General features: G+C 45.5%; 19 protein-coding genes. 16 read left to right on the plus strand and 3 right to left on the minus strand.

Going from position 1 to position 19,855, the window contains the following annotated elements:
• Positions 1–99 precede the first annotated feature (99 nt).
• Entirely contained in the window at positions 100–1,929 is a 1,830-nt protein-coding gene (locus NC238_13195; GenBank protein ID MCM1566863.1) for a DUF2334 domain-containing protein, read from the minus strand.
• Positions 1,930–2,382: 453 nt separating this feature from the next.
• Between NC238_13195 and NC238_13200 the strand changes: the two genes are divergently transcribed.
• The 12 genes from NC238_13200 to NC238_13255 all read left to right on the plus strand — a co-directional run bounded on the left by NC238_13200 (position 2,383) and on the right by NC238_13255 (position 13,469).
• Positions 2,383–2,700 (plus strand): P-II family nitrogen regulator, encoded by a 318-nt coding sequence (locus tag NC238_13200; GenBank protein MCM1566864.1) that lies wholly within the window; start codon positions 2,383–2,385, stop codon positions 2,698–2,700.
• A gap of 14 nt (positions 2,701–2,714) precedes the next feature.
• Positions 2,715–3,101 carry a P-II family nitrogen regulator gene (locus tag NC238_13205; protein ID MCM1566865.1) on the plus strand — a complete coding sequence of 129 codons (387 nt, stop codon included), beginning with the start codon at positions 2,715–2,717 and terminating at the stop codon, positions 3,099–3,101.
• 109 nt (positions 3,102–3,210) lie between these two features.
• Positions 3,211–4,065: a nitrogenase iron protein gene (gene nifH / locus NC238_13210; GenBank protein MCM1566866.1), complete on the plus strand. Its 855-nt coding sequence runs from the start codon at positions 3,211–3,213 to the stop codon at positions 4,063–4,065.
• 156 nt (positions 4,066–4,221) lie between these two features.
• Positions 4,222–5,631 carry a nitrogenase molybdenum-iron protein alpha chain gene (gene nifD, locus NC238_13215; protein MCM1566867.1) on the plus strand — a complete coding sequence of 470 codons (1,410 nt, stop codon included), beginning with the start codon at positions 4,222–4,224 and terminating at the stop codon, positions 5,629–5,631.
• A gap of 3 nt (positions 5,632–5,634) precedes the next feature.
• Positions 5,635–7,119 (plus strand): nitrogenase molybdenum-iron protein subunit beta, encoded by a 1,485-nt coding sequence (gene nifK, locus NC238_13220; protein ID MCM1566868.1) that lies wholly within the window; start codon positions 5,635–5,637, stop codon positions 7,117–7,119.
• Between the two features lie 86 nt (positions 7,120–7,205).
• Positions 7,206–7,610 carry a nitrogen fixation protein NifX gene (gene nifX, locus NC238_13225; protein ID MCM1566869.1) on the plus strand — a complete coding sequence of 135 codons (405 nt, stop codon included), beginning with the start codon at positions 7,206–7,208 and terminating at the stop codon, positions 7,608–7,610.
• Positions 7,583–7,855 (plus strand): 4Fe-4S binding protein, encoded by a 273-nt coding sequence (locus NC238_13230; GenBank protein MCM1566870.1) that lies wholly within the window; start codon positions 7,583–7,585, stop codon positions 7,853–7,855. Before nifX ends, NC238_13230 begins: the two co-directional genes overlap by 28 nt.
• A gap of 65 nt (positions 7,856–7,920) precedes the next feature.
• Positions 7,921–9,300, plus strand: a complete 1,380-nt coding sequence (gene nifE, locus NC238_13235) for a nitrogenase iron-molybdenum cofactor biosynthesis protein NifE (GenBank protein ID MCM1566871.1) — start codon at positions 7,921–7,923, stop codon at positions 9,298–9,300.
• The gene (locus tag NC238_13240; protein ID MCM1566872.1) at positions 9,297–10,694 is read left to right on the plus strand and encodes a nitrogenase; all 1,398 of its coding nucleotides are present in this window, start codon (positions 9,297–9,299) and stop codon (positions 10,692–10,694) included. The genes nifE and NC238_13240 overlap by 4 nt, the downstream gene beginning before the upstream one ends.
• Positions 10,695–10,710: 16 nt before the next feature.
• The gene (locus NC238_13245; GenBank protein MCM1566873.1) at positions 10,711–11,649 is read left to right on the plus strand and encodes a radical SAM protein; all 939 of its coding nucleotides are present in this window, start codon (positions 10,711–10,713) and stop codon (positions 11,647–11,649) included.
• 15 nt (positions 11,650–11,664) lie between these two features.
• A complete protein-coding gene (locus NC238_13250) occupies positions 11,665–12,306 on the plus strand; it encodes a hypothetical protein (protein MCM1566874.1) in 642 nt (213 codons plus the stop codon).
• A gap of 14 nt (positions 12,307–12,320) precedes the next feature.
• Entirely contained in the window at positions 12,321–13,469 is a 1,149-nt protein-coding gene (locus tag NC238_13255; GenBank protein ID MCM1566875.1) for a 2-isopropylmalate synthase, read from the plus strand.
• 37 nt (positions 13,470–13,506) lie between these two features.
• On the opposite strand, the gene NC238_13260 is transcribed toward NC238_13255, so the two are convergent.
• Positions 13,507–13,962: a GNAT family N-acetyltransferase gene (locus NC238_13260; GenBank protein MCM1566876.1), complete on the minus strand. Its 456-nt coding sequence runs from the start codon at positions 13,960–13,962 to the stop codon at positions 13,507–13,509.
• A gap of 272 nt (positions 13,963–14,234) precedes the next feature.
• Between NC238_13260 and NC238_13265 the strand changes: the two genes are divergently transcribed.
• The 4 genes from NC238_13265 (at position 14,235) to NC238_13280 (ending at position 19,225) form a co-directional block, all read left to right on the plus strand.
• Complete coding sequence (locus NC238_13265) at positions 14,235–15,686, plus strand: aminotransferase class I/II-fold pyridoxal phosphate-dependent enzyme (protein MCM1566877.1); 1,452 nt, start codon at positions 14,235–14,237, stop codon at positions 15,684–15,686.
• 3 nt (positions 15,687–15,689) lie between these two features.
• Positions 15,690–16,544 carry a polyamine aminopropyltransferase gene (gene speE, locus NC238_13270; GenBank protein MCM1566878.1) on the plus strand — a complete coding sequence of 285 codons (855 nt, stop codon included), beginning with the start codon at positions 15,690–15,692 and terminating at the stop codon, positions 16,542–16,544.
• 916 nt (positions 16,545–17,460) lie between these two features.
• The gene (locus NC238_13275) at positions 17,461–18,606 is read left to right on the plus strand and encodes a diguanylate cyclase (protein MCM1566879.1); all 1,146 of its coding nucleotides are present in this window, start codon (positions 17,461–17,463) and stop codon (positions 18,604–18,606) included.
• Positions 18,593–19,225: a cyclase family protein gene (locus NC238_13280; protein ID MCM1566880.1), complete on the plus strand. Its 633-nt coding sequence runs from the start codon at positions 18,593–18,595 to the stop codon at positions 19,223–19,225. The genes NC238_13275 and NC238_13280 overlap by 14 nt, the downstream gene beginning before the upstream one ends.
• Before the next feature lie 8 nt (positions 19,226–19,233).
• Here the strand turns inward: NC238_13280 and NC238_13285 are convergent, their stop codons facing one another.
• Positions 19,234–19,563 (minus strand): metalloregulator ArsR/SmtB family transcription factor, encoded by a 330-nt coding sequence (locus NC238_13285; GenBank protein MCM1566881.1) that lies wholly within the window; start codon positions 19,561–19,563, stop codon positions 19,234–19,236.
• Positions 19,564–19,855: the final 292 nt, after the last annotated feature.

A 19,855-nucleotide genomic window follows, 5' to 3' on the forward strand; every position in this document is an offset into this window, starting at 1 on the left:
GCCTTGTAAGCTGTCAGAATACGGATTACAAGGCTTTTCTATTCGGATTTTTTCTGCCGGAGATGCCGGAGACTATTTTTAATATCACCCGGAATCACTTTATCTGCCTGAAACTGAAATAGCGGTATTAAGGTTGGAATACCCGGTGTTATGATCGATCATAATTAGGTCAGACCGATGGTCACCATTAATATCCGCAGCAAGAGCATCTTCGTTCCTGGGTCCCCATGGGCCAAACGGTCTGTCAGCGACGAATTTACTACCGTCGGAGATATAGCTTTGCCAAAAACCGTCAGAGCCGTGTACCAGTAAATCGTCCTTGCCGTCACCGTTAATATCTGCTGCAAATAGCTGAGAATCCGGTTTGAAGTAAAATGGATTGTTCCAGGTTTCAGCGGCAAGAGAGAATCTGCTTGCTTTTCGTCCGGCCAGCATCTTCGACTGCTTGGTATCATGATCCATTACAAAAAGTTCGCTGTTTCCATCGCCATTAAAATCTCCTGCTGCAAGTTTCAGGTTCTTAGCTTTAAGCAGGTTAAAGCCTTGCCAGGTAATATCTGTAAAAAAGCCGCCTTGATTAATTGCCGAACCAATTCTGCCATGTTCTTTGTCATAGAGAAATAGGTCTGTGAGACCATCATGATTAAGGTCACCGGCCAGAGGACGGACTGTCTGCAATTGATTTAAAGCCTGCCACTTCAAATGATAAGGAACAAATTTATTCCCGTTGTTTACTGCTAAAATTAAATTACCGGAGGCAGCATTAAACAACAAGAGATCCTCTCTGTCCTTGTTCTTAAAATACCCGGCTAGTGGAATAGTTCCTTTTTCCAGTGTTAAGTCCTTTAGCCAGACACCTAAGTCTTGAAATGCGTTTGTGTCTCTGGGGGCATACCAGGAAGCCGTATATTGGGACATGCGCCATTGATTTGTCCGCTTGTTCCATATCAGCAGAGTTTTCCCCGAAGCATGCGGTACGAACTGACCCACAAAGATTTCATCTCTCGGATCGAACTGAATATTCTCAGCCCTTTGGGCAGGCACAAAACCTACTAATGAGTAGATCGAGACAAAAGCGTAGTCTCTCTTTTTTAGTTCCTTTACAAGCTGGTGCAATAGAGAATTCTTATCATAAATATACTGAACTTCTCCGTTTTTTTGTTGGACTTTTTTTATAAACTGAAACTCATAGGTAGGATGGATGTATAAGGATGCCAGTGTCCCGCTTTTTGCCGGATCATCTAAGACAGCCAGCATAGCGGCAAGCCGCTCCGGGGAATTTAAATGCCCTAAAGGAGCAGGTACAACATCAAGGCCGCAATAATATTCTCTATGCTGATTTACGACGTTATTGCTTTTCCAGGCCTCAGGATAGTAATAATTGTTTTCATAGATCAAACCGATCTGTTCTTGAAAAGCGAGCAGTTGCTGGGGCGAAGCGCTGTAATGCGGGGTCTCCCAGTAAGCCGGATAAATCCCTGCTTGATCAAACAGCGCGATCGCTTTTTCAGCCCGCTCTTTGGCATACGCGTATGTATTGGGTACGTCGGGATTTTTTGCCGAGCTGTAAAATTCATACCCTGACACGCTATTGCTGTTCCCGCTCTGATGGGTATAGCCGTGAACCCCGATGATACCGCCTCTTTCTTCCAGGCTTTTAATGGTAGAGACGAATTTTTGGGCATATTCTGTATTATCGGTAATGGCAACATCATAGTTCCTGCCGGGCACAACCATCCTGGGAATTAAGGAGACTTCAAACGGTATCCCCTCTTGCTGAAGATAATCTGCTAATACAATCAGTTTATCAAGGTTTTCCTGGCTTGTATATTCTTCCCCGGGACCTACATCCTCTAATCGTAATAAGGCCGGATGTTTTCCTGAAAATTGATCTGCTGATGCTTCGTTTGGAACGACAGATAGGTTCATATATATTAGAATTGTTAAAAAAAGGACATATATTAATGCAATTACAAAAATTTTGTCTCTTAATATCAATTTTAGTTTAAACATAAATAATTTTCCTCATAATATTTGAAATTTGTAGAATTGATAGGATAATCATAATCGATCTGAACATATTGTCAATATATATTATTATGTATCCTGTAAATTATACGTAATACAATTTGCATTCTTATTGACTTTACCTAACGGTTTTTTTATAGTAATGGCATGGTTATTAAAGAACTATAAGCAACGGCGCTTTCCCTCTTAATAATAAAAGGGGGAAAGTATTTTTTTGCCTTTTAGAGTACAGCTAGGGTTTTTAAATTATTATTCATGTTGGTTAAAGCAAAGGCGCTTTTGGACGGGGACTTACCCGGAGCAGAAGCGCCTTTTGTTTTATAAAAAAACATTCATAGAAGGAGGGGGTTCCAAATGAAAATGGTCAGAGCGATTGTCAGACCAGAGAAAAGTGAAAGCATTGCTGAAAAATTAGCGGGAATTGGGATTGTATCCATGACAAAAATGCATGTATTTGGCCGTGGAAAAACCAAAGGTTTGCAGGTAGGAGATATTATCTACGATGAGTTTCCCAAAGTAATGCTGATGATTGTTGTATCCGACGAGGAGTTGGAGAAAACAATTGAAGTGATCCTGGAAAATGGCAAAACAGGTAACATTGGTGACGGGAAAATATTTATATCCGCTGTTGAAACGGCATACACAGTACGTACCGGCGAAGAGGCACTGTAAAGGAGTGATAGCAGATGAAAGAGATCATAGCCATCATAAGAAGACATCAGGTGCCTTCTTCCAAAAAAGCTTTGGAGGAAGCCGGCTTTAATGCGCTTACGATTCAAAGTGTTGAAGGGCACGGGAAACAGAAAGGAGTAGGAGGCTGGGCCGCAGAGGTCGATCCGTTGCTAAATCCGCTGCTTAAATACGAAACCCCGATGCCGGATGCGGTAATGAAGTGGATACCAAAACGGATGCTGCACCTGGTCGTTCAGGATGACGAAGCAGAAAGCGCAGTAAAAGCCTTAATTAAAGCCAATCAGACTGGAAATATCGGGGACGGAAAAATATTTGTTTGTCCGTTAGAAGAAGTAATCAGAGTAAGAACCGGAGAGAACGGCCCGAGAGCAGTTTCCTAAGAAGCACCTGAAATTGATGTACCCTGAAAAAATGATATCAGTACAAGAATGTCTGACTCAAACGGCTGGCACCGGCCAGGATTTTATAAAGAAGAGAGGAGAAATGATTATGCGTCAGATAGCGATTTACGGAAAAGGGGGTATTGGCAAGTCCACTACCACGCAAAATACGGTGGCAGCCTTAGCCGAAATGGGAAAGAAAATTATGATTGTCGGCTGCGATCCCAAAGCGGACTCGACAAGACTCATCTTAAATATTAAAGCGCAGACCACCGTTATGGATATGGCCAGAGACAAGGGATCGGTTGAAGACATTGAACTTGATGATATTCTCTATAGGGGATACGGAGATGTACGCTGCGCTGAATCCGGCGGCCCTGAACCTGGCGTCGGCTGTGCAGGACGCGGTGTTATCACGGCGATTAATTTTCTTGAAGAGAATGGAGCCTATACACCTGAGTTGGATTACGTTTTTTATGACGTTTTGGGCGACGTTGTTTGCGGCGGATTTGCGATGCCGATCAGGGAAAATAAGGCCCAGGAAATCTACATTGTTTGTTCCGGCGAGATGATGGCGATGTACGCGGCCAATAACATTTCCAAAGGGATTTTGAAATATGCCACTTCCGGCGGCGTCCGCTTGGGAGGACTCATCTGTAACAGCCGTAACACCGACAAGGAATATGAACTGATTGATGCCTTAGCAAAACGCCTGGGTACGCAACTGATTCATTTTGTTCCGCGGGATAATGAGGTTCAGAGGGCGGAGCTTCGCCGCCAAACAGTCATCCAATATAACGATAAGCATCCGCAGGCAGATGAATACAGGGCTTTAGCCAAAAAAATCGACGAGAACAAGAATCTGGTAGTCCCGACGCCTTTGACGATGGATGAATTGGAAGAGCTGCTCATGGAGTTTGGAATTATCGAAGACGAAGAAACAGCGGCAGCAAAACTGGGATAAGGCCGTAGCCGGAGTTGGAGAAGCATCTGATTTGAACGACAGAATGATGAGAATAAGGATGAAATCATCAGGAAGATGAAGGCAGATGAATAAACGTTATCAATTAATTAAGATAAAGCGGAGGTGATCGCGGTGGGAGAAAGACCAAACGCTGCTATGCTCGAAGAAGTTTTAGCGGTATATCCTGAAAAGGCGCAAAAGCTTAGAGCCAAACACATTGCTATCAAAGAAGAAGGATGTTCCTGCGCTATCAAGTCCAATGTCAAATGCATTCCGGGGCTGATGACAGCCCGCGGCTGTGCTTATGCCGGGGCTAAAGGCGTTGTATGGGGACCGATCAGAGACATGATTCATATTTCCCACGGCCCGATCGGCTGCGGTTATTATTCCTGGGGGATGCGGCGCAACCTGACGCAAGGGGTTGTCGGGGTGGAAACTTTTTCGCCGATGATGTTTTCCTCGGACTTTTCTGAAAGCAACATCGTTTATGGCGGGGACAAAAAGTTGGCCCAAGTCATGAAAGAGGCCAAAGAATTATTTCCGACAGTTCAGGGTATTTCCATCTGTTCTGAATGTCCTGTCGGTCTCATCGGCGACGATATTGAAAGCGTTGCCAAGAAATCAGCCAAAGAGTTGGATCTGCCGATTGTTCCGGTCCGCTGCGAGGGTTTCCGCGGCATCAGTCAGTCTCTGGGCCACCATATTGCCAACGATGCCGTCAGGGATTACTTGCTCGGCAAGCGGGAACGTCCCGAGGAAGTCGGCCCTTATGATGTTTCCCTAATCGGCGACTATAATATTGGCGGTGATGCCTGGGCATCCAAGAAAATTCTCGAGGAAATGGGGCTTACCGTTAAGAATGTCTGGACGGGCGACGGTACGACGGAAGGCATGATGGCTGCGCATCAAGTAAAGTTGAATCTTATACACTGTTACCGCAGTATGAACTATATCTGCCGCCATATGGAAGAAACGTATGGGATACCCTGGATAGAATTCAATTTCTTCGGACCGACCAAAATTGCCGAATCCATCCGGGAAATTGCGGCGATGTTTGATGAGACAATCCAGAAAAAAGGAGAAGAGGTCATCGCCAAGTATCAGCCGATGATGCAGAAGGTCATTGATACGTACCGGCCGCGCCTGGAAGGCAAAAAGGTTATGTTGTATGTCGGAGGGCTGCGCCCCCGCCACACCATCGGCGCCTACGAAGACCTGGGAATGGAAGTCGTCGGCACAGGCTATGAATTTGCCCATAAGGACGACTATGACCGCACTTTCCCGGAGATGACCAATGAAACCGTGATCTACGATGATGCGACAGAACATGAACTGGATGAGTTCGTCAGGAGAATACGACCGGATCTGGTTGGTTCCGGTATTAAAGAAAAATATGTTTTTGAAAAAATGGGTGTACCGTTCCGTCAAATGCATTCCTGGGACTATTCAGGACCTTACCATGGTTATGATGGATTCCCGATCTTTGCACGTGATATGGATATGGCTGTGAACAGTCCGACCCGGTCCTTAACCAAAGCACCGTGGAACAAAGCGAAGGAGGTGTAAAAAATGAGCAAAGCTGAATCATGCCCAACAAGTAACTGTGCAACCACTTGCACGACATCATGTGCCCCCGCGGGAGATACTCAGGCCGTATTAGATTGGATGGCAACTGAAGAATACAAGGAAAAGAACTTTGCCAGGGAGGCTTTGGTCATTAACCCGGCGCGGACCTGCCAGCCATACGGCGCGATGCTCTGCGCGTTAGGAATTGAGGGGTGTCTGCCTTTTTTACACGGGTCGCAGGGATGCGCGGCATACTTCCGCTCTGCCTTGACGCGTCATGTCAGAGAACCGATTGCGATGGTCTCGGATTCAATGACGGAAGATGCCGCGGTATTCGGGGGTCAGGCAAACCTAATTGAAGGACTCAAAAATGCCTACGCCACTTATAAACCCTCCATCATTGGCATGTTTTCAAGTTGTATGGCGGAGGTTATCGGGGATGATATGAAATCCTTTATCATCAATGCCAGAACGCAGGGAGCGGTCCCGGAAGATTTTCCGATCGCTTATGCCAATACGCCCAGCTTTGTCGGTTCCCATATCACCGGATATGACAATATGCTGAAAGGTTTGCTCAATTCCCTGGCGGATACCCGCAATGGTAAATGGACCAATGGACGGCTCTACGTGGTCCCCGGTTTTGACCTTTACGCCGGGAATTTAAGAGAATACAAGCGGATGATTAAAGCCATGGGAATCTATATGACCATGCTGCCGGATCCGACTGAAACATTGGATTCACCCAATACCGGAGAATACAATATGTACCAGCCCGGCACGACCATGGCAGAACTTGCTGATGCGCTGAATGCCTCAGGTTTCTTATTCCTGCAAAAATATTCAACGACAGGGACGCAAAAGTTTGTGAAAAACGTCCAGAAGATTGCGACGGAGACCGTTACCATGCCGATTGGTGTACAGAACACCGATGCTTTCCTGATGACGCTGCAGCAGATGACCGGGAAAGCCATTCCGGCTGAACTGGAGGCGGAACGGGGACGGGCGGTTGACGCGGCCGTCGATGCGCATCAGTATATTCACGGCAAAAGATTTGCACTTTATGGGGACCCGGATCTGTTGCTTGGACTTGTCGGCTTCTTGATGGAAATTGGCGGAATGCCGGTTCATATTGTTTGCAGCAACGGCAATGACGCGTTTACCAAAGAAATGGAGGCCCTGCTGGCAACCAGCCAGTACGGCGCGGAAGGGAAAGTATACAGCGGCAAAGACCTTTGGCATATGCGTTCCTTATTGCTGACCGATCCGGTCGATATGCTGATCGGGGATACGCATGGCAAACAAATCGCCAAAGATGCCAAGGTGCCGTTGGCCCGTATCGGCTACTTCATGACGGACCGCGTTCACCTGCACCGCCAGCCGATCGTTGGCTACCAGGGAGCCATTAATCTGATTACCATGCTCGCTAACATATTTATTGATGAATATGACCGCAATTGTCCAAGTGAGCGCTTTGAAATGCTGAGATAAGGCCAGATAATTTAATGAGGGTTAGGGGTAGGGCACAACGCATTGGGGAAATGCCCTTTACCCCTCAATTGGAAGGAGGCGGGGAAATGTTTGTTGCTTTTGCGACGACGGGAGAAGAGAAAATTAATGCCCATTTTGGGATGGCAACAGATTTTGCTGTTTATGATATAGGCTCGGAAAGCTGTGAATTCAGTAAAATGCTCCATCTCCCGGAACAAGCGCAGGAAGATGATAAAGTTGAAATCCGGGCACAACTGCTGAAAGAATGTATCGTTGTCTATTGCACGCATATTGGAGGTCCGGCAGCAGCCCGTCTGGTTCAAAGCGGTATTCAGCCGCTGAAAGCACCGGAGGGAACACCGATTGCCCAGGAGCTGCAGCGTTTGCAGACAATGCTGAAAGAAACCCCTCCGCCCTGGCTGCGCAAACGTCTGATGGAAGAAATGAATCATAAGGAGGAATCATGCCAATGCCCTTTTACCAGGGATTAAACTATGGCGGTTCGGAATGGACGCCTCAATTTATTAAGGAAATCGATCAGGAGTTGTGTATCGGCTGTGGGCGTTGTGTCAAAGTATGTTCCCAGGCAGCATTGGGTTTTGGTAACCTGAATGATGATGAGGATGCTGACAGAATGCAGTCCAAAATTGATCAGAAAGAAAACTGTATCGGCTGTATGGCCTGCGGCAAGACCTGCGTCAAAAGAGCGATCAGCTTTGAGGCAAAAGCGATTTAGTTCTGTAAATTGAATATAACAAAAATATAAAAGTCATAAAAAATAAAAAAGCTGAGGCGAAAGAGATGGAGAGCAGGTCAAATCTGGCGATTGAAGAGAGAAAAGACTCTATTCAAACAAAGGGAGAACAAACACAACCATTTAAATGCAATACTGACAGTGTGGCAGGTTGTGTCAGCCAACGGGCATGTGTCTATTGCGGGGCCAGGGTTGTCCTTAATCCCATCACAGATGCAATTCACCTGGTGCATGGACCCATTGGTTGTGCAAGCTATACGTGGGATATCCGGGGTAGTTTAACAAGCGGAGCGGATCTATTCCGCTTCAGCTTCTCCACGGATCTGCAGGAAATGGATATCATCTTCGGCGGGGAAAAAAAATTAACCCGGGCAATTGATGATCTTGTGGCAAAGTATCATCCTCCATTAATGTTTGTTTATTCCACCTGTATTGTCGGCGTGATCGGGGATGATTTGGAGGCTGTCTGTAAAGCTGCATCCAAGCGGCATCGGATCCAAGTGATCCCAGTTCAGTCCAGCGGCTTCATCGGCAGCAAATCGGCCGGCTACAAAGCCGCGTGTGATGCTTTAATGAGGCTGATGGAACCGCCGCCAGGAGAAGAACTCGAGAAAGACAAAACCATTAACTATCTTGGGGAATTCAATCTGGCAGGGGAACTTTGGATCATTCAGAATTACCTGAAACGGATTGGCATTGAGCTCAATGTGGCGCTTACAGGTGATTCGAGTTACGATACTTTGAAATTGGCGACCAAGGCGTGTCTGAATATCGTTCAATGCGCCGGTTCGATGATATATACGGCCAATCAGATGAAAGAACGCTTTCATATTCCCTACATGAATATCTCTTTTATCGGCATCGAAGACACCTCCGAATCACTGCGCCGGATTGCCCGGACCTATCAGGATACCGAGATGATGCGCAGAACTGAGGAATTGATTCAAACGGAAACAGAGGCAATTGCTCCGAAAATCGCCTATTACCGCAGCAAGCTGCAAGGGAAAAAAGCGGCAATTTATGTCGGCGGCGGATTTAAGGCGATCTCCCTGATTAAGCAGTTCCGTGAACTTGGAATTGAGGTCGTGATGGTAGGTACGCAGACAGGGCGGGAGGAAGAGTATGAGACCATCAATGATCTCGTCAAGGAAGGGACCGTCATCATGGATGATACCAATCCTTCTGAACTTGAAAAATTCATCATCGAAAAAGAAGCGGACCTACTGGTAGGCGGTGTCAAAGAACGTCCCCTGGCCTATAAAATGGGGATTGCGTTTATCGATCACAATCATGACCGCAAACATCCTTTGAGCGGTTATGCCGGGGCTGCTAATTTTGCCGAGGAAGTTTACGCGACTGTATGCTCACCCGTCTGGGCATATCGGGAACGTTGTTTGTCCACGGGTGCAAAGGAGGAGAGGACATGAAAAATCAGAAGGAAAGTTACCGCAATGTCAGTGAGAACCCCTGCAATATGTGTATGCCTTTAGGCGGTATTATAGCTTTCAGGGGGATTGAGGGATCCATGACCCTTCTCCACGGTTCCCAGGGGTGTGCAACGTATATGCGCCGGACAATCTCAGAGCATTATGAAGAACCGATTGATGTCGCCTCTTCTTCCCTGAATGAAAAGGGGACTGTTTTCGGAGGCGAAGAAAACCTGAAGAAAGGTCTGGACAATGTCCGCTTGCTCTATGAACCTAAGATGATCGGTGTTCTAACCACCTGTCTGGCTGAAACCATCGGTGAAGATATCGGACGGATTACAAGCCGGTATTTAGAAGAAAGACAATTGACGGATGGTCTGCCGATCGTGAATGTTCCAACACCGGGATATGGCGGTTCCCATTCGGAGGGATATTGGCGTACTGTTTTTACGATTATTTCTTCTCTGGCTGAAGACAGGATGTCCCACGCCAAAATTAATGTAATTGTCCCGCATATCAGTACTGCCGATCTGCGCGAGATCAAACGAATGCTTCGACTGATGAATATTGATTTTATTTTACTGCCGGACTATGCGGATACGTTGGATGCACCTTATTCCAAACCTTACAAAAAAATACCTGACGGGGGAACGCGCCTGGAAGATATCCGGAAAATGCCGGGAGCAAAAGCTACCCTGGAAATCGGGCTGACGGTGGAGGATTCTCAATCGGCAGGAAAATATCTGGAGAATGAGTTTGGGGTACCTCTTTTCAGGGTTCCGCTGCCCGTAGGGATTGAAAGCACCGACCGATTCTTTAATACGCTGAAGCTTATCAGCGGGAAAGAAATCCCGGACGAGATATCCAGAGAAAGAGGCAGACTGCTCGACGGCATGTTTGATTCCCATAAGTATAACTTTGAAGGCAGGGCTGCTATTTTCGGTGAACCGGAACAAGTTTATGCCGTAACGAGGCTTTGTCTGGAGAATGGAATTCATCCGCTCGTTATAGCTACGGGCAGCCGGAGTAAAAAACTTGAACAGCTGCTGCATGCTGAATTTGCCAAAATTGACGGGAGTCCGGATAATCATCATGAAAAATACGAATTGATGAGTGATACCGACTTTGCCCATATTCTTGAAAAAAGCCGGGAAGTGAAGGTTAATCTTGCTGTTGGGCATTCCGAAGGCAAGATCTTGACAGAAAGGGCGGATATCCCGCTGGTCAGATACGGTTTTCCGGTCATTGACAGGGTTGGCGGCCAGAGAATTTTATCGGCAGGCTATCAGGGAAGCCTATGCTTTCTGGACCGGCTTACCAATACACTTTTAGAAAATAAGTATCGAAATTACCGTAGCGAGATGTACCAAAAATATTATCAGATATATAAATGAAGGTCAGGTGAATAATATGCGTAACTTTTATGATAAAACAACTACACATCCGTGTTACTCCTCAAAGGCACAGCATAAATATGCTCGGATTCACTTGCCTGTTGCACCCGCTTGCAATATCAGCTGCAATTACTGCAGCCGTGAATATGACTGTGTCAATGAAAGCCGGCCGGGAGTAACCAGTGAGCTGCTTGCACCGGAAGATGCGCTGGACAGATATCAGATTGCCCGAAAAAAATTAAACAATTTGACGGTTGTCGGCATTGCCGGGCCGGGAGATGCTTTGGCGAACTGGGAAAACACCAGAAGGACACTGGAACTTATTTATGGGTATGAACAAGATGAAATAAGCGCTGTGGACAAAAATTCTAATAGCAATCCGGCACTGATGAGCAATGCGTTGAATTTTTGTTTGTCTACAAACGGCCTGCTTCTACCCGAACTTGCTAAAGAAATCGTGGCTTTAAATGTCCGGCATGTCACGGTTACTGTAAACAGTCTGGATCCGGTTATCGGAGCCCTAATTTATCACAGCGTAAACTACCGCGGGAAAACATATTACGGAACTGAAGGTGCTGAGCTTCTTATCCGGAATCAGCTGGAAGGAATTAAACAGCTTGTGGAATACGGCGTCCTGGTCAAAATAAATATTGTGATGATCGAAGGAATTAATGACGATCATGTCCCTGAGGTTGTCAAGAAAATGAAAGAACTAGGAGTCTTCACCACCAACATTATGCCCTTTATTCCGGTTAAAGGAAGTCCGTTTGAAAACCGGACGGCAACGGATACGAAAAGCATCCTGAAAATGAGATTGCAATGCGGAAAGTTTATGCGGCAGATGTCTCATTGTAAACAATGCAGAGCCGATGCAGTCGGTATGCTTGGTAAGGACTGTTCCGGCGAATTGTTCAGAAGAAAGAATAAGTGCAGGATTCAGACTGAAGCCGGTTAAAAAGGAGGGGGAGCTATGGCCCATAAAATGACTGTTATGCTGGATAAAGAGGGTAAGACTGCCCTTCTGACGGATTTATGCAGAGCTGTTACTTTCGTAAGAAATGCGGGCGTTTGGAGCGAAGAAGTCGCTAAGGAATTTACTTTAAGCGGAATAACCTCCATGGAAGAATTGCGAGATAAGATTGCGGATCTGACCGCATTTATGGCGGATAGCAAAATTCTTGCGGCGGAAAAAATGGAGGGGATTGTTTTAAATATTCTCAAACAGAAAAAAATCAAAATCTGGGAAGTTAAAGGGCGCCCGCCGGAGTTTCTCGATAAGATTCTGCAGAACGAGGAAGAAGAGCTTATACAGGAGAAGGGTTTGTTGTTAAAAACGGCGGCTGAAAATGAAGATAAACGTTTCATCCGGGAAATATCCTCAGGTCATTATGTTGTTTCACTTGAAGAGATTCAGGAGAATCATTTGCAGGTTACGACGAAGCAGGTTCTTTTGCCGTTTCTCCGGCAGAAAAAATTCCGGGTATTAGAGGTCATCTGCAATCATATTCCCCAGTGGCTTGAGCCTGAACTGATAGCCTGCAGATGCAGCCTGCAAATATGCAGGCAAGATGAGGGGCGCGTAGAGCTCATCGTTACACCTGCTTTGACCTGAAAGGAGAAAACAAGGTGAGGAAGATCGACTTATTCGATACAACTTTAAGAGACGGGGAACAATCACTGGAAGCGACGATGGACAGCTCTCAGAAATTAGAGATTGCCAGACAGCTGGTCAGGCTTGGCGTCGATGTCATCGAAGTAGGATTTCCGGCTTCTTCGCCGAATGACTTTCAATCTGTCCGAAGAATCAGTCAGGAAATCCGGGGAGCTATTGTCTGCGGCCTGGCAAGGTGCGTGCAAAGAGATATCGATCTTTGTGCTGACGCCATGTTGGGGAGCAAAAATACCCGAATTAACATCGGATTGGCCATATCACCCATTCATATGGACAAAAAGCTTGGGTTAAGACCCGATCAGGTTGTGGAGAAAGCAGTCTGGGCAGTCAAATATGCGGGGAAAACGTTTCATGAGGTGCAATTTTTCCTGGAAGACGCTTTGCGCGGTCAATTTGATTTTCTGGTGTGGATCATGGAAAGTGTGATCAAAGCTGGAGCTACTGTTGTTACAATTTCGGATACCGTGGGAGTCGGCATGCCCTGGAAGTACGGAGAATTAATTAGAAAGCTTAAAGAAACTGTTCAGCATATCGAAAGAGTCAAGTTGAGTGTTCACTGTCATAATGATCTAGGCCTGGCGACAGCAAACGCTATAACAGCTTTACTGGCCGGGGCAGACCAGGTGGAAGGTACGATTAACGGTATTGGCGAAAGAGCAGGAAACGCTTCGCTGGAGGAAATTATTATGGCCTTGTATCTGGAACAAAACGATTCTGGGATAACGACGGGAGCTGAAATCAGACAGATCTACGAGACCAGTAAAACGGTATCCAGAATTACCGGAATTCCACTTCCCCGCTACAAGGCAGTTGTCGGAACGAATATGTTTTCTCATGCTTCAGGCATTCATCAGGACGGAATTATCAAAGAAAAGCTGACCTACGAACCATTTGATCCTCAAATTATTGGCGCGCCTGCAGGAAAGATCGTTCTTACAGCCAGGTCGGGCCGGAATGCCTTAAAACACAAATTAAAAGAGCTTGGCTACGAATACTGCCAAGCAGAGCTGGATCAAATTTATAGCATTTTTATCCGAATGGCGGATAAGAAAAAGAGAACATTCAATGAGCATGATCTGATCCGTTTGGTTACATTATCATGACAAGTAGAAAAGACGATACTGTGACGAATAATGAATTTTAATGCTTTCTGCGCAGACATATCAATTGGGTGTGGTCCCAACCGATTTTTTTATAGAAGTTCAAAGCTGGTGTATTGGTTTTGTCAGCCAGTAACTGCAAACGAGTGGCACCCTTTTCGACTGCCCAATCTTCAATTGAAGAAAGCAGTTGTTTCCCAATCCCATTCCCCTGGTATTCCCGGTTGACAATTAAATCTTCAATTACGGCAACTTGTCCGCCCTCGGCAGTTGATATCAGCAGTTGGCATGTAACCATGCCAACGATTTTTTTGCCCAGTTCGGCAACCATAACACAGCGGTTCATGCTGTCATTCAGCATCATTTTTAAGCCGCTTTGTTGTCTTTCATCATTCGGTTCAAAATCTTGTTCTATAGAGAACAGGACGGTCAATAAGTCACTAAGATCAGGGATATCCTTATATTCCGCTTTTCTGATTGTGTAGTTATGTATCATAAAGTAAACTTCCTTAAGAGGTAGTGATATTTATTTCATTATAACATATATTTTACATCCGCCAGAACAATTACGTCCTGGGATCGGCAGCTTTCTCCGACTTCACACCGGTCACTGTAATGATGGAGAATGCCGGGCGAAGCACGATGCGAAGCGCAGACTTTTTGTTCCAAGGATGCAGCGATTTTATTGACAATGTCCTGATTGTCTACTATAGTAACGTTGAACTATTTTATCCAGAAATCAGACCATAGCAGAGGGTGGAGATTTTTATGCAGTTAGCTTCTCAGGACAGAGCGCCTATTTATGAAGCCCTTCAGAAATATAAAGCGATGCGGATCGTGCCATTTGATGTACCGGGACATAAGCAAGGGAGAGGTAATCCGGAGCTAAGGGAGTTTCTCGGGGAAAAATGTCTTTCCGTTGATGTTAATGCCATGAAACCCCTGGATAATCTAGGACATCCTGTTTCGGTCATTAAAGAAGCGGAGGAGCTTGCTGCGGATGCTTTTGGCGCCTGCCATGCGTTTTTCATGGTTAATGGAACAACTTCGGCAGTCCAGGCGATGATCATGAGTGTCTGCAAAAGAGGCGATAAGATCATTATGCCGCGCAATGTCCATAAAAGTGCCATTAATGCGCTGATTATCAGCGGGGCGGTCCCGGTATACGTAAATCCCGGAGTCAATAACACGCTCGGCATACCTCTGGGGATGTCCATCAGTGATGTACAAAAAGCGATGGAGCAGCACCCGGATGCCAAGGCGATTTTCGTTAATAACCCAACCTATTATGGCATATGCTCAGACCTGAAGACCATCACCGAGCTTGCCCATCAAAATGGCATGTTTGTACTGGCTGATGAAGCACACGGGACCCATTTTTACTTTGGGGAAAACCTGCCGTTGAATGCGATGGCGGCCGGAGCGGATATGGCGGCGGTCAGTATGCATAAAACCGGCGGAAGCTTAAGTCAAAGTTCTTTCTTGCTGATCGGCAGCCGTTTGAATATTGGACATGTCCGGCAGATTATCAACCTGACTCAGACGACCAGCGCTTCTTACCTGCTTTTATCTTCTTTGGATATCTCCAGGCGTAATCTGGCGCTTGACGGGAAAAATATCTTTGCCAAGGTCGTTTCCTTAGCGGACTATGGACGGGATGAAATCAATAAAATTAGCGGATATTATGCTTTCTCGAAAGAATTAATCAATGGTGATTCGGTTTTTGATTTTGATACGACGAAGCTTGTTGTACATACCCGCGATATCGGGTTAGCCGGAGTTGAGGTTTATGATATACTCCGCGATCATTATGATATTCAGATCGAATTTGGTGACATCGGAAATATTTTAGCGATTATCTCTGTCGGTGACAGAGCGCTGGCTCTGGAACGCTTGGTTTCATCTTTGTCGGAGATTAAGAGGCTTTATATGCGGGATAAAACAGGTATGTTTGATCACGAGTACATTACGCCTGATGTTGCGATGGCTCCGCAGCAGGCTTTTTATTCCAACCAGCATTCTCTTCCTATCCGCCAAAGTGCAGGTCAAATCAGCGGTGAGTTTGTGATGGCCTATCCGCCGGGGATTCCGATTCTCGCACCGGGAGAACGGATTACTGAGGAAATTATTGATTACATTGTCTATGCCAAGAGCAAAGGAAGTTTTCTCACCGGGACGGAAGATATGTTTATTGAAAATATCAGGGTTGTGGGGGAATAAAGTATGGAACTATGGTATACGGAACAGCATACCCAAAATGTTCGCTTTACCATCAAAGTCGACGAGCAGCTCTACACTGGACAGAGTGAATACCAACGAATTGACGTCTTTAAGTCCAAGGAGTTCGGAACGTTCTTAACTTTGGACGGACTGATGATGGTGACAGAAAAGGATGAGTTTATTTATCATGATATGATTGTGCATGTCCCTATGGCAACGAATCCCGGGATTAAGAACGTCATGGTTATTGGTGCCGGAGACGGCGGTACCGTTAGGGAGCTCGCCCGTTATAAAACCATTGAGAACATCGATATGGTGGAAATCGATAAAATGGTGGTCGATGTTTGCCGGAAATATTTGCCTCAGACAGCTTGCAAGCTTGACGATCCGCGGGTGCATCTTCATTATGAAGACGGCCTGAGATTTGTACGCTCCAGGGAAAATACCTATGACCTTATCATTGTTGATTCCACCGACCCATTCGGTCCGGGGGAAGGGCTCTTTACCAGAGAGTTCTATGGCAACTGCTTTAAAGCTTTGAAAGAAGAAGGCATCCTGGTCAATCAGCATGAAAGTCCTTATTATAATGCGTATGCGCAAGCCATGCAAAGGGCCCATAAACGCATCCGGGAATATTTCCCGATTTGTAAGGTCTACCAGGCCCATATTCCGACCTATCCTTCAGGTCACTGGTTATTCGGTTTTGCTTCAAAAAAGTATGACCCGGTAATGGATGTCAAAGAAGAGGTCTGGAATCAGCTTGGGTTAAAAACCCGGTATTATAATACGGATATACACAAAGGAAGCTTTGCCCTTCCGACGTATGTGAAGAACCTCTTGACAGATACCGTGGAGTAAAAGCAGAGTGATATCAGCACGTGCACACTTTTCAGTAATGACATATTGCATAAATAATCGCCCTGGAGCTCAAGAGACTTCAGGGCGATTTAATTCTGACACTGCGTTTGGGTAATTCTGTGGACTAAAGACTAACTAAAATATATTTGGGCCTGTCTGCGTGCCACAATATCCGCGTGCCATGGATGGCACAATCCGAACAAAAGAGCCGCGCTTCGCCATCCAGGCTCCGCTCGTCGCGGAACTGTGGCACGCAGACTGATCAGAGGGTTATTCAAGCAGGTCTGCATGTCAGAATACAGCTCGTTATGTAGCTATTTTAAGAACGTCTTACTAGTACATCGATTCCAAAATAACGTTACTTCAAAAAAGTTTTCACTAACTCCAGATTAGGTCTCCGTAATGGATGGCCAGCGTCAAGCGGAGCATGGATTGCGTAGCGCGGCTGTTTGACGGCCACGGATGGCCTAATGTCGCGATGCCATGGATGGCAAGGAGCGACTCGCCAAGGAGGGCGCAACCTGCCGAAAGCGGCCATCCATTACGGAGACTGACCTGAGCAAGATAATGTAATATCGGCTGGAAAAGTAAGGTACAAGAACCATCCTTTGAAAATTTTCTGGTTTTAATTAACGGGAATTTGCGTTATGATGTAAATGCAAATAGTATAAAGGTCCTAAGAGAAAAGACCAAAGTCCCGGATAAATAGCCTATTAGTCCTATTAGCCCGAATGGTTTGCAGGATCGAGCCAAATCAGTTATTAAATTTTTCGTATTTTTAACACAATCACGACAAATTTTACCTAAAATATTCCAGAAACGATCAAAAAAAAAATAAAGGATATTAAATTATTTTCAAGAATTAATCAATCAAAAATATTTCCACAAAAAATAAAAAATGGGATAAAAAGGAATCATGGACAAGATCAATTGGTATAAGGATAATTGGAGACAAAAACTTTTTCTGTTTAATGCCTGTATAATCGGAGCTTTTGTTATTGTCTATTTGTTTATTGGGGATAATGATAAGCTTTTCTTTTGGCTGCCAATCATTATTATTTTGTTTATATTCTCCTTTACTTTAAATGTGGGGATGCATAAGGAGATTCATAAAAAACGAATGGTTGAAAATGCCCTGAAGCAAAGTGAAGCGTTGTACCGTGGGGTAATAAATAATGCAGCCGCAGGAATTGCCTTGCTGAACCAGGATGGGCATTATCATTACGTAAATGCGACCCTGTGCCGGATGACTGGTTTCTCACAGGAAGAGTTAATAAGGTTAACCTTTTTTGATTCGATTGTGCCTGAGGACCGGCAGGAGAGCATCATACATTGCCGGGAAGTATGGGAAGGCAAATACGCGTGGAAGAAATGTGAGAAACAATTCCAATGCAAAGACGGACAGTCTTTATGGGCCGAAATCAATTTATCCACAGTTCGTGACAGCGGGGACAATGTCGTTCATCTAATCATGATTGTTCTGGACATAACTGTCAGGAAAAAGTTGGAAAAGGAATTGCTGCACCAGGCAACCACAGACTATCTGACAGGCATTGATAACAGGCTTGCCTTTATGCAAAAAGCGCAGGAGGAATTTTCGCGCTCGGAGAGATATAAGCGGAGTTTTACGATGCTTTTGATTGACATTGATAAATTTAAAAGTGTGAACGATCAGTATGGACATCTGGTCGGTGATCGGGTGCTAAAAGAGGTCGTCAAGGCTTTTAAGCTGGTTTTGCGTGAGATGGATATCCTGGCGCGGATCGGGGGAGAGGAATTCGCGGTAATTCCAGTAGAATCTGACCTTATGATGGCCCAAACTGTAGCCGAGAGAATCCAGCAGAAAGTCCTTGATGTCGTCATAGAAATGGAAAATAACGAAAAGATCCAGGTTTCTGTCAGCATCGGAATTGCTGAAAAGAAAGAACTGGACCTGAGTGTTGATGATATCTTTAAAAGAGCGGATGATGCACTTTACGAGGCTAAAAATACAGGCCGAAACAGGATTGTCGTAGGAAGCGAATTAGTTGAAGATATGGGAGTCTGTTATGGTAATTCATGATATAACGATCCCGCTTTTTCCGGGAATGGTTTCTTATCCCGGGGATCCGCCGTTTCAATCAGAACCGGTGTATTCCCTAGACAAGGATGGATATCGTCTTTCGATGCTTTCGATGGGCTCCCATTGTGGAACCCATCTTGATGCACCGTCTCATTGCCTGACAGGAGGAGAATCTGTTGACAGGATTCCTCTGGAGTTGCTTATCGGAGCTGCCAGGGTAATTGAAGTGGCGGTTGCGGGGAGTATCCTGTCTGACCATCTGATCCCCAAAGGAATCCGTGAAGGGGACAGGATCTTGTTCAAAACCCGGAACTCAGACCTTTTAAAGGACAATGCGTTTCAGCCGGAGTATACATATCTTTCTTCCGAAGCCGCTGAATACCTTGCAGCAAAAAAGGTACAATTGGTTGGGATCGATTACTTGTCCATTGATGATTCTACGAGCAGCGCTTATTCAAGTCATACCATTCTGCTTTCCGGAAACAGTGCAGTATTAGAAGGACTAGACTTATCGGAAGTTAGTGAGGGAGATTACTTTCTTGTTGCACTGCCTCTAAAAATAAGAGACTGCGACGGCAGTCCCGTAAGAGCGGTTTTAATTGAAGGAATGAATCCATAAACAATCAATCAGGGAGAAAGATGTTCGAGCCCCTGGGTCAGTATCCGATAAACATGATCGTCACTCAAAGAATAAACACTTGTCTTACCGGCCCGGCGTACCTTGACTAATTTATATTGCCGGAGAATTCTTAATTGGTGGGAGACGGCCGATTGGCTCATACTTAAAATTTCTGCCAGTTCATTCACATACAGCTCATTATCTAGTAGTGCAAAAAGGATACGTATTCTGGAGAAATCCGCAAATACCTTATAAAAGTCTGCCAGTTCCAGGGATAGTTCTATACCTGGAATATGTTTTTGGGGCTGTTCCGGGGCAGGGGCGTGAAATACAGACATTTTAACGGCCTCCTAAAGCAAAATATAATCAAAACTGTACATATGCGCATATATGCATATGTACGTATTTATAATACTAAGTATTGTTGGGGGCTGTCAATACATTCAGGCTGGATACTTACAGTTCCTTGCCTAGTATACCGTTCTCTAAATAACTAGACATTAAAACCTTCATAGCAGGGTATGTGTGCCACAGTTCCAGCGTAAGCGGAGCATGGATGCGGAGCGCGGCTGTTTGACGGCCACGGAGGGCTTAATGTCGCGATGCCATGGATGGCAAAGAGCGACTCGC

It is taken from the genome of Dehalobacter sp., assembly GCA_023667845.1.
GTDB lineage: Bacteria > Bacillota > Desulfitobacteriia > Desulfitobacteriales > Syntrophobotulaceae > Dehalobacter.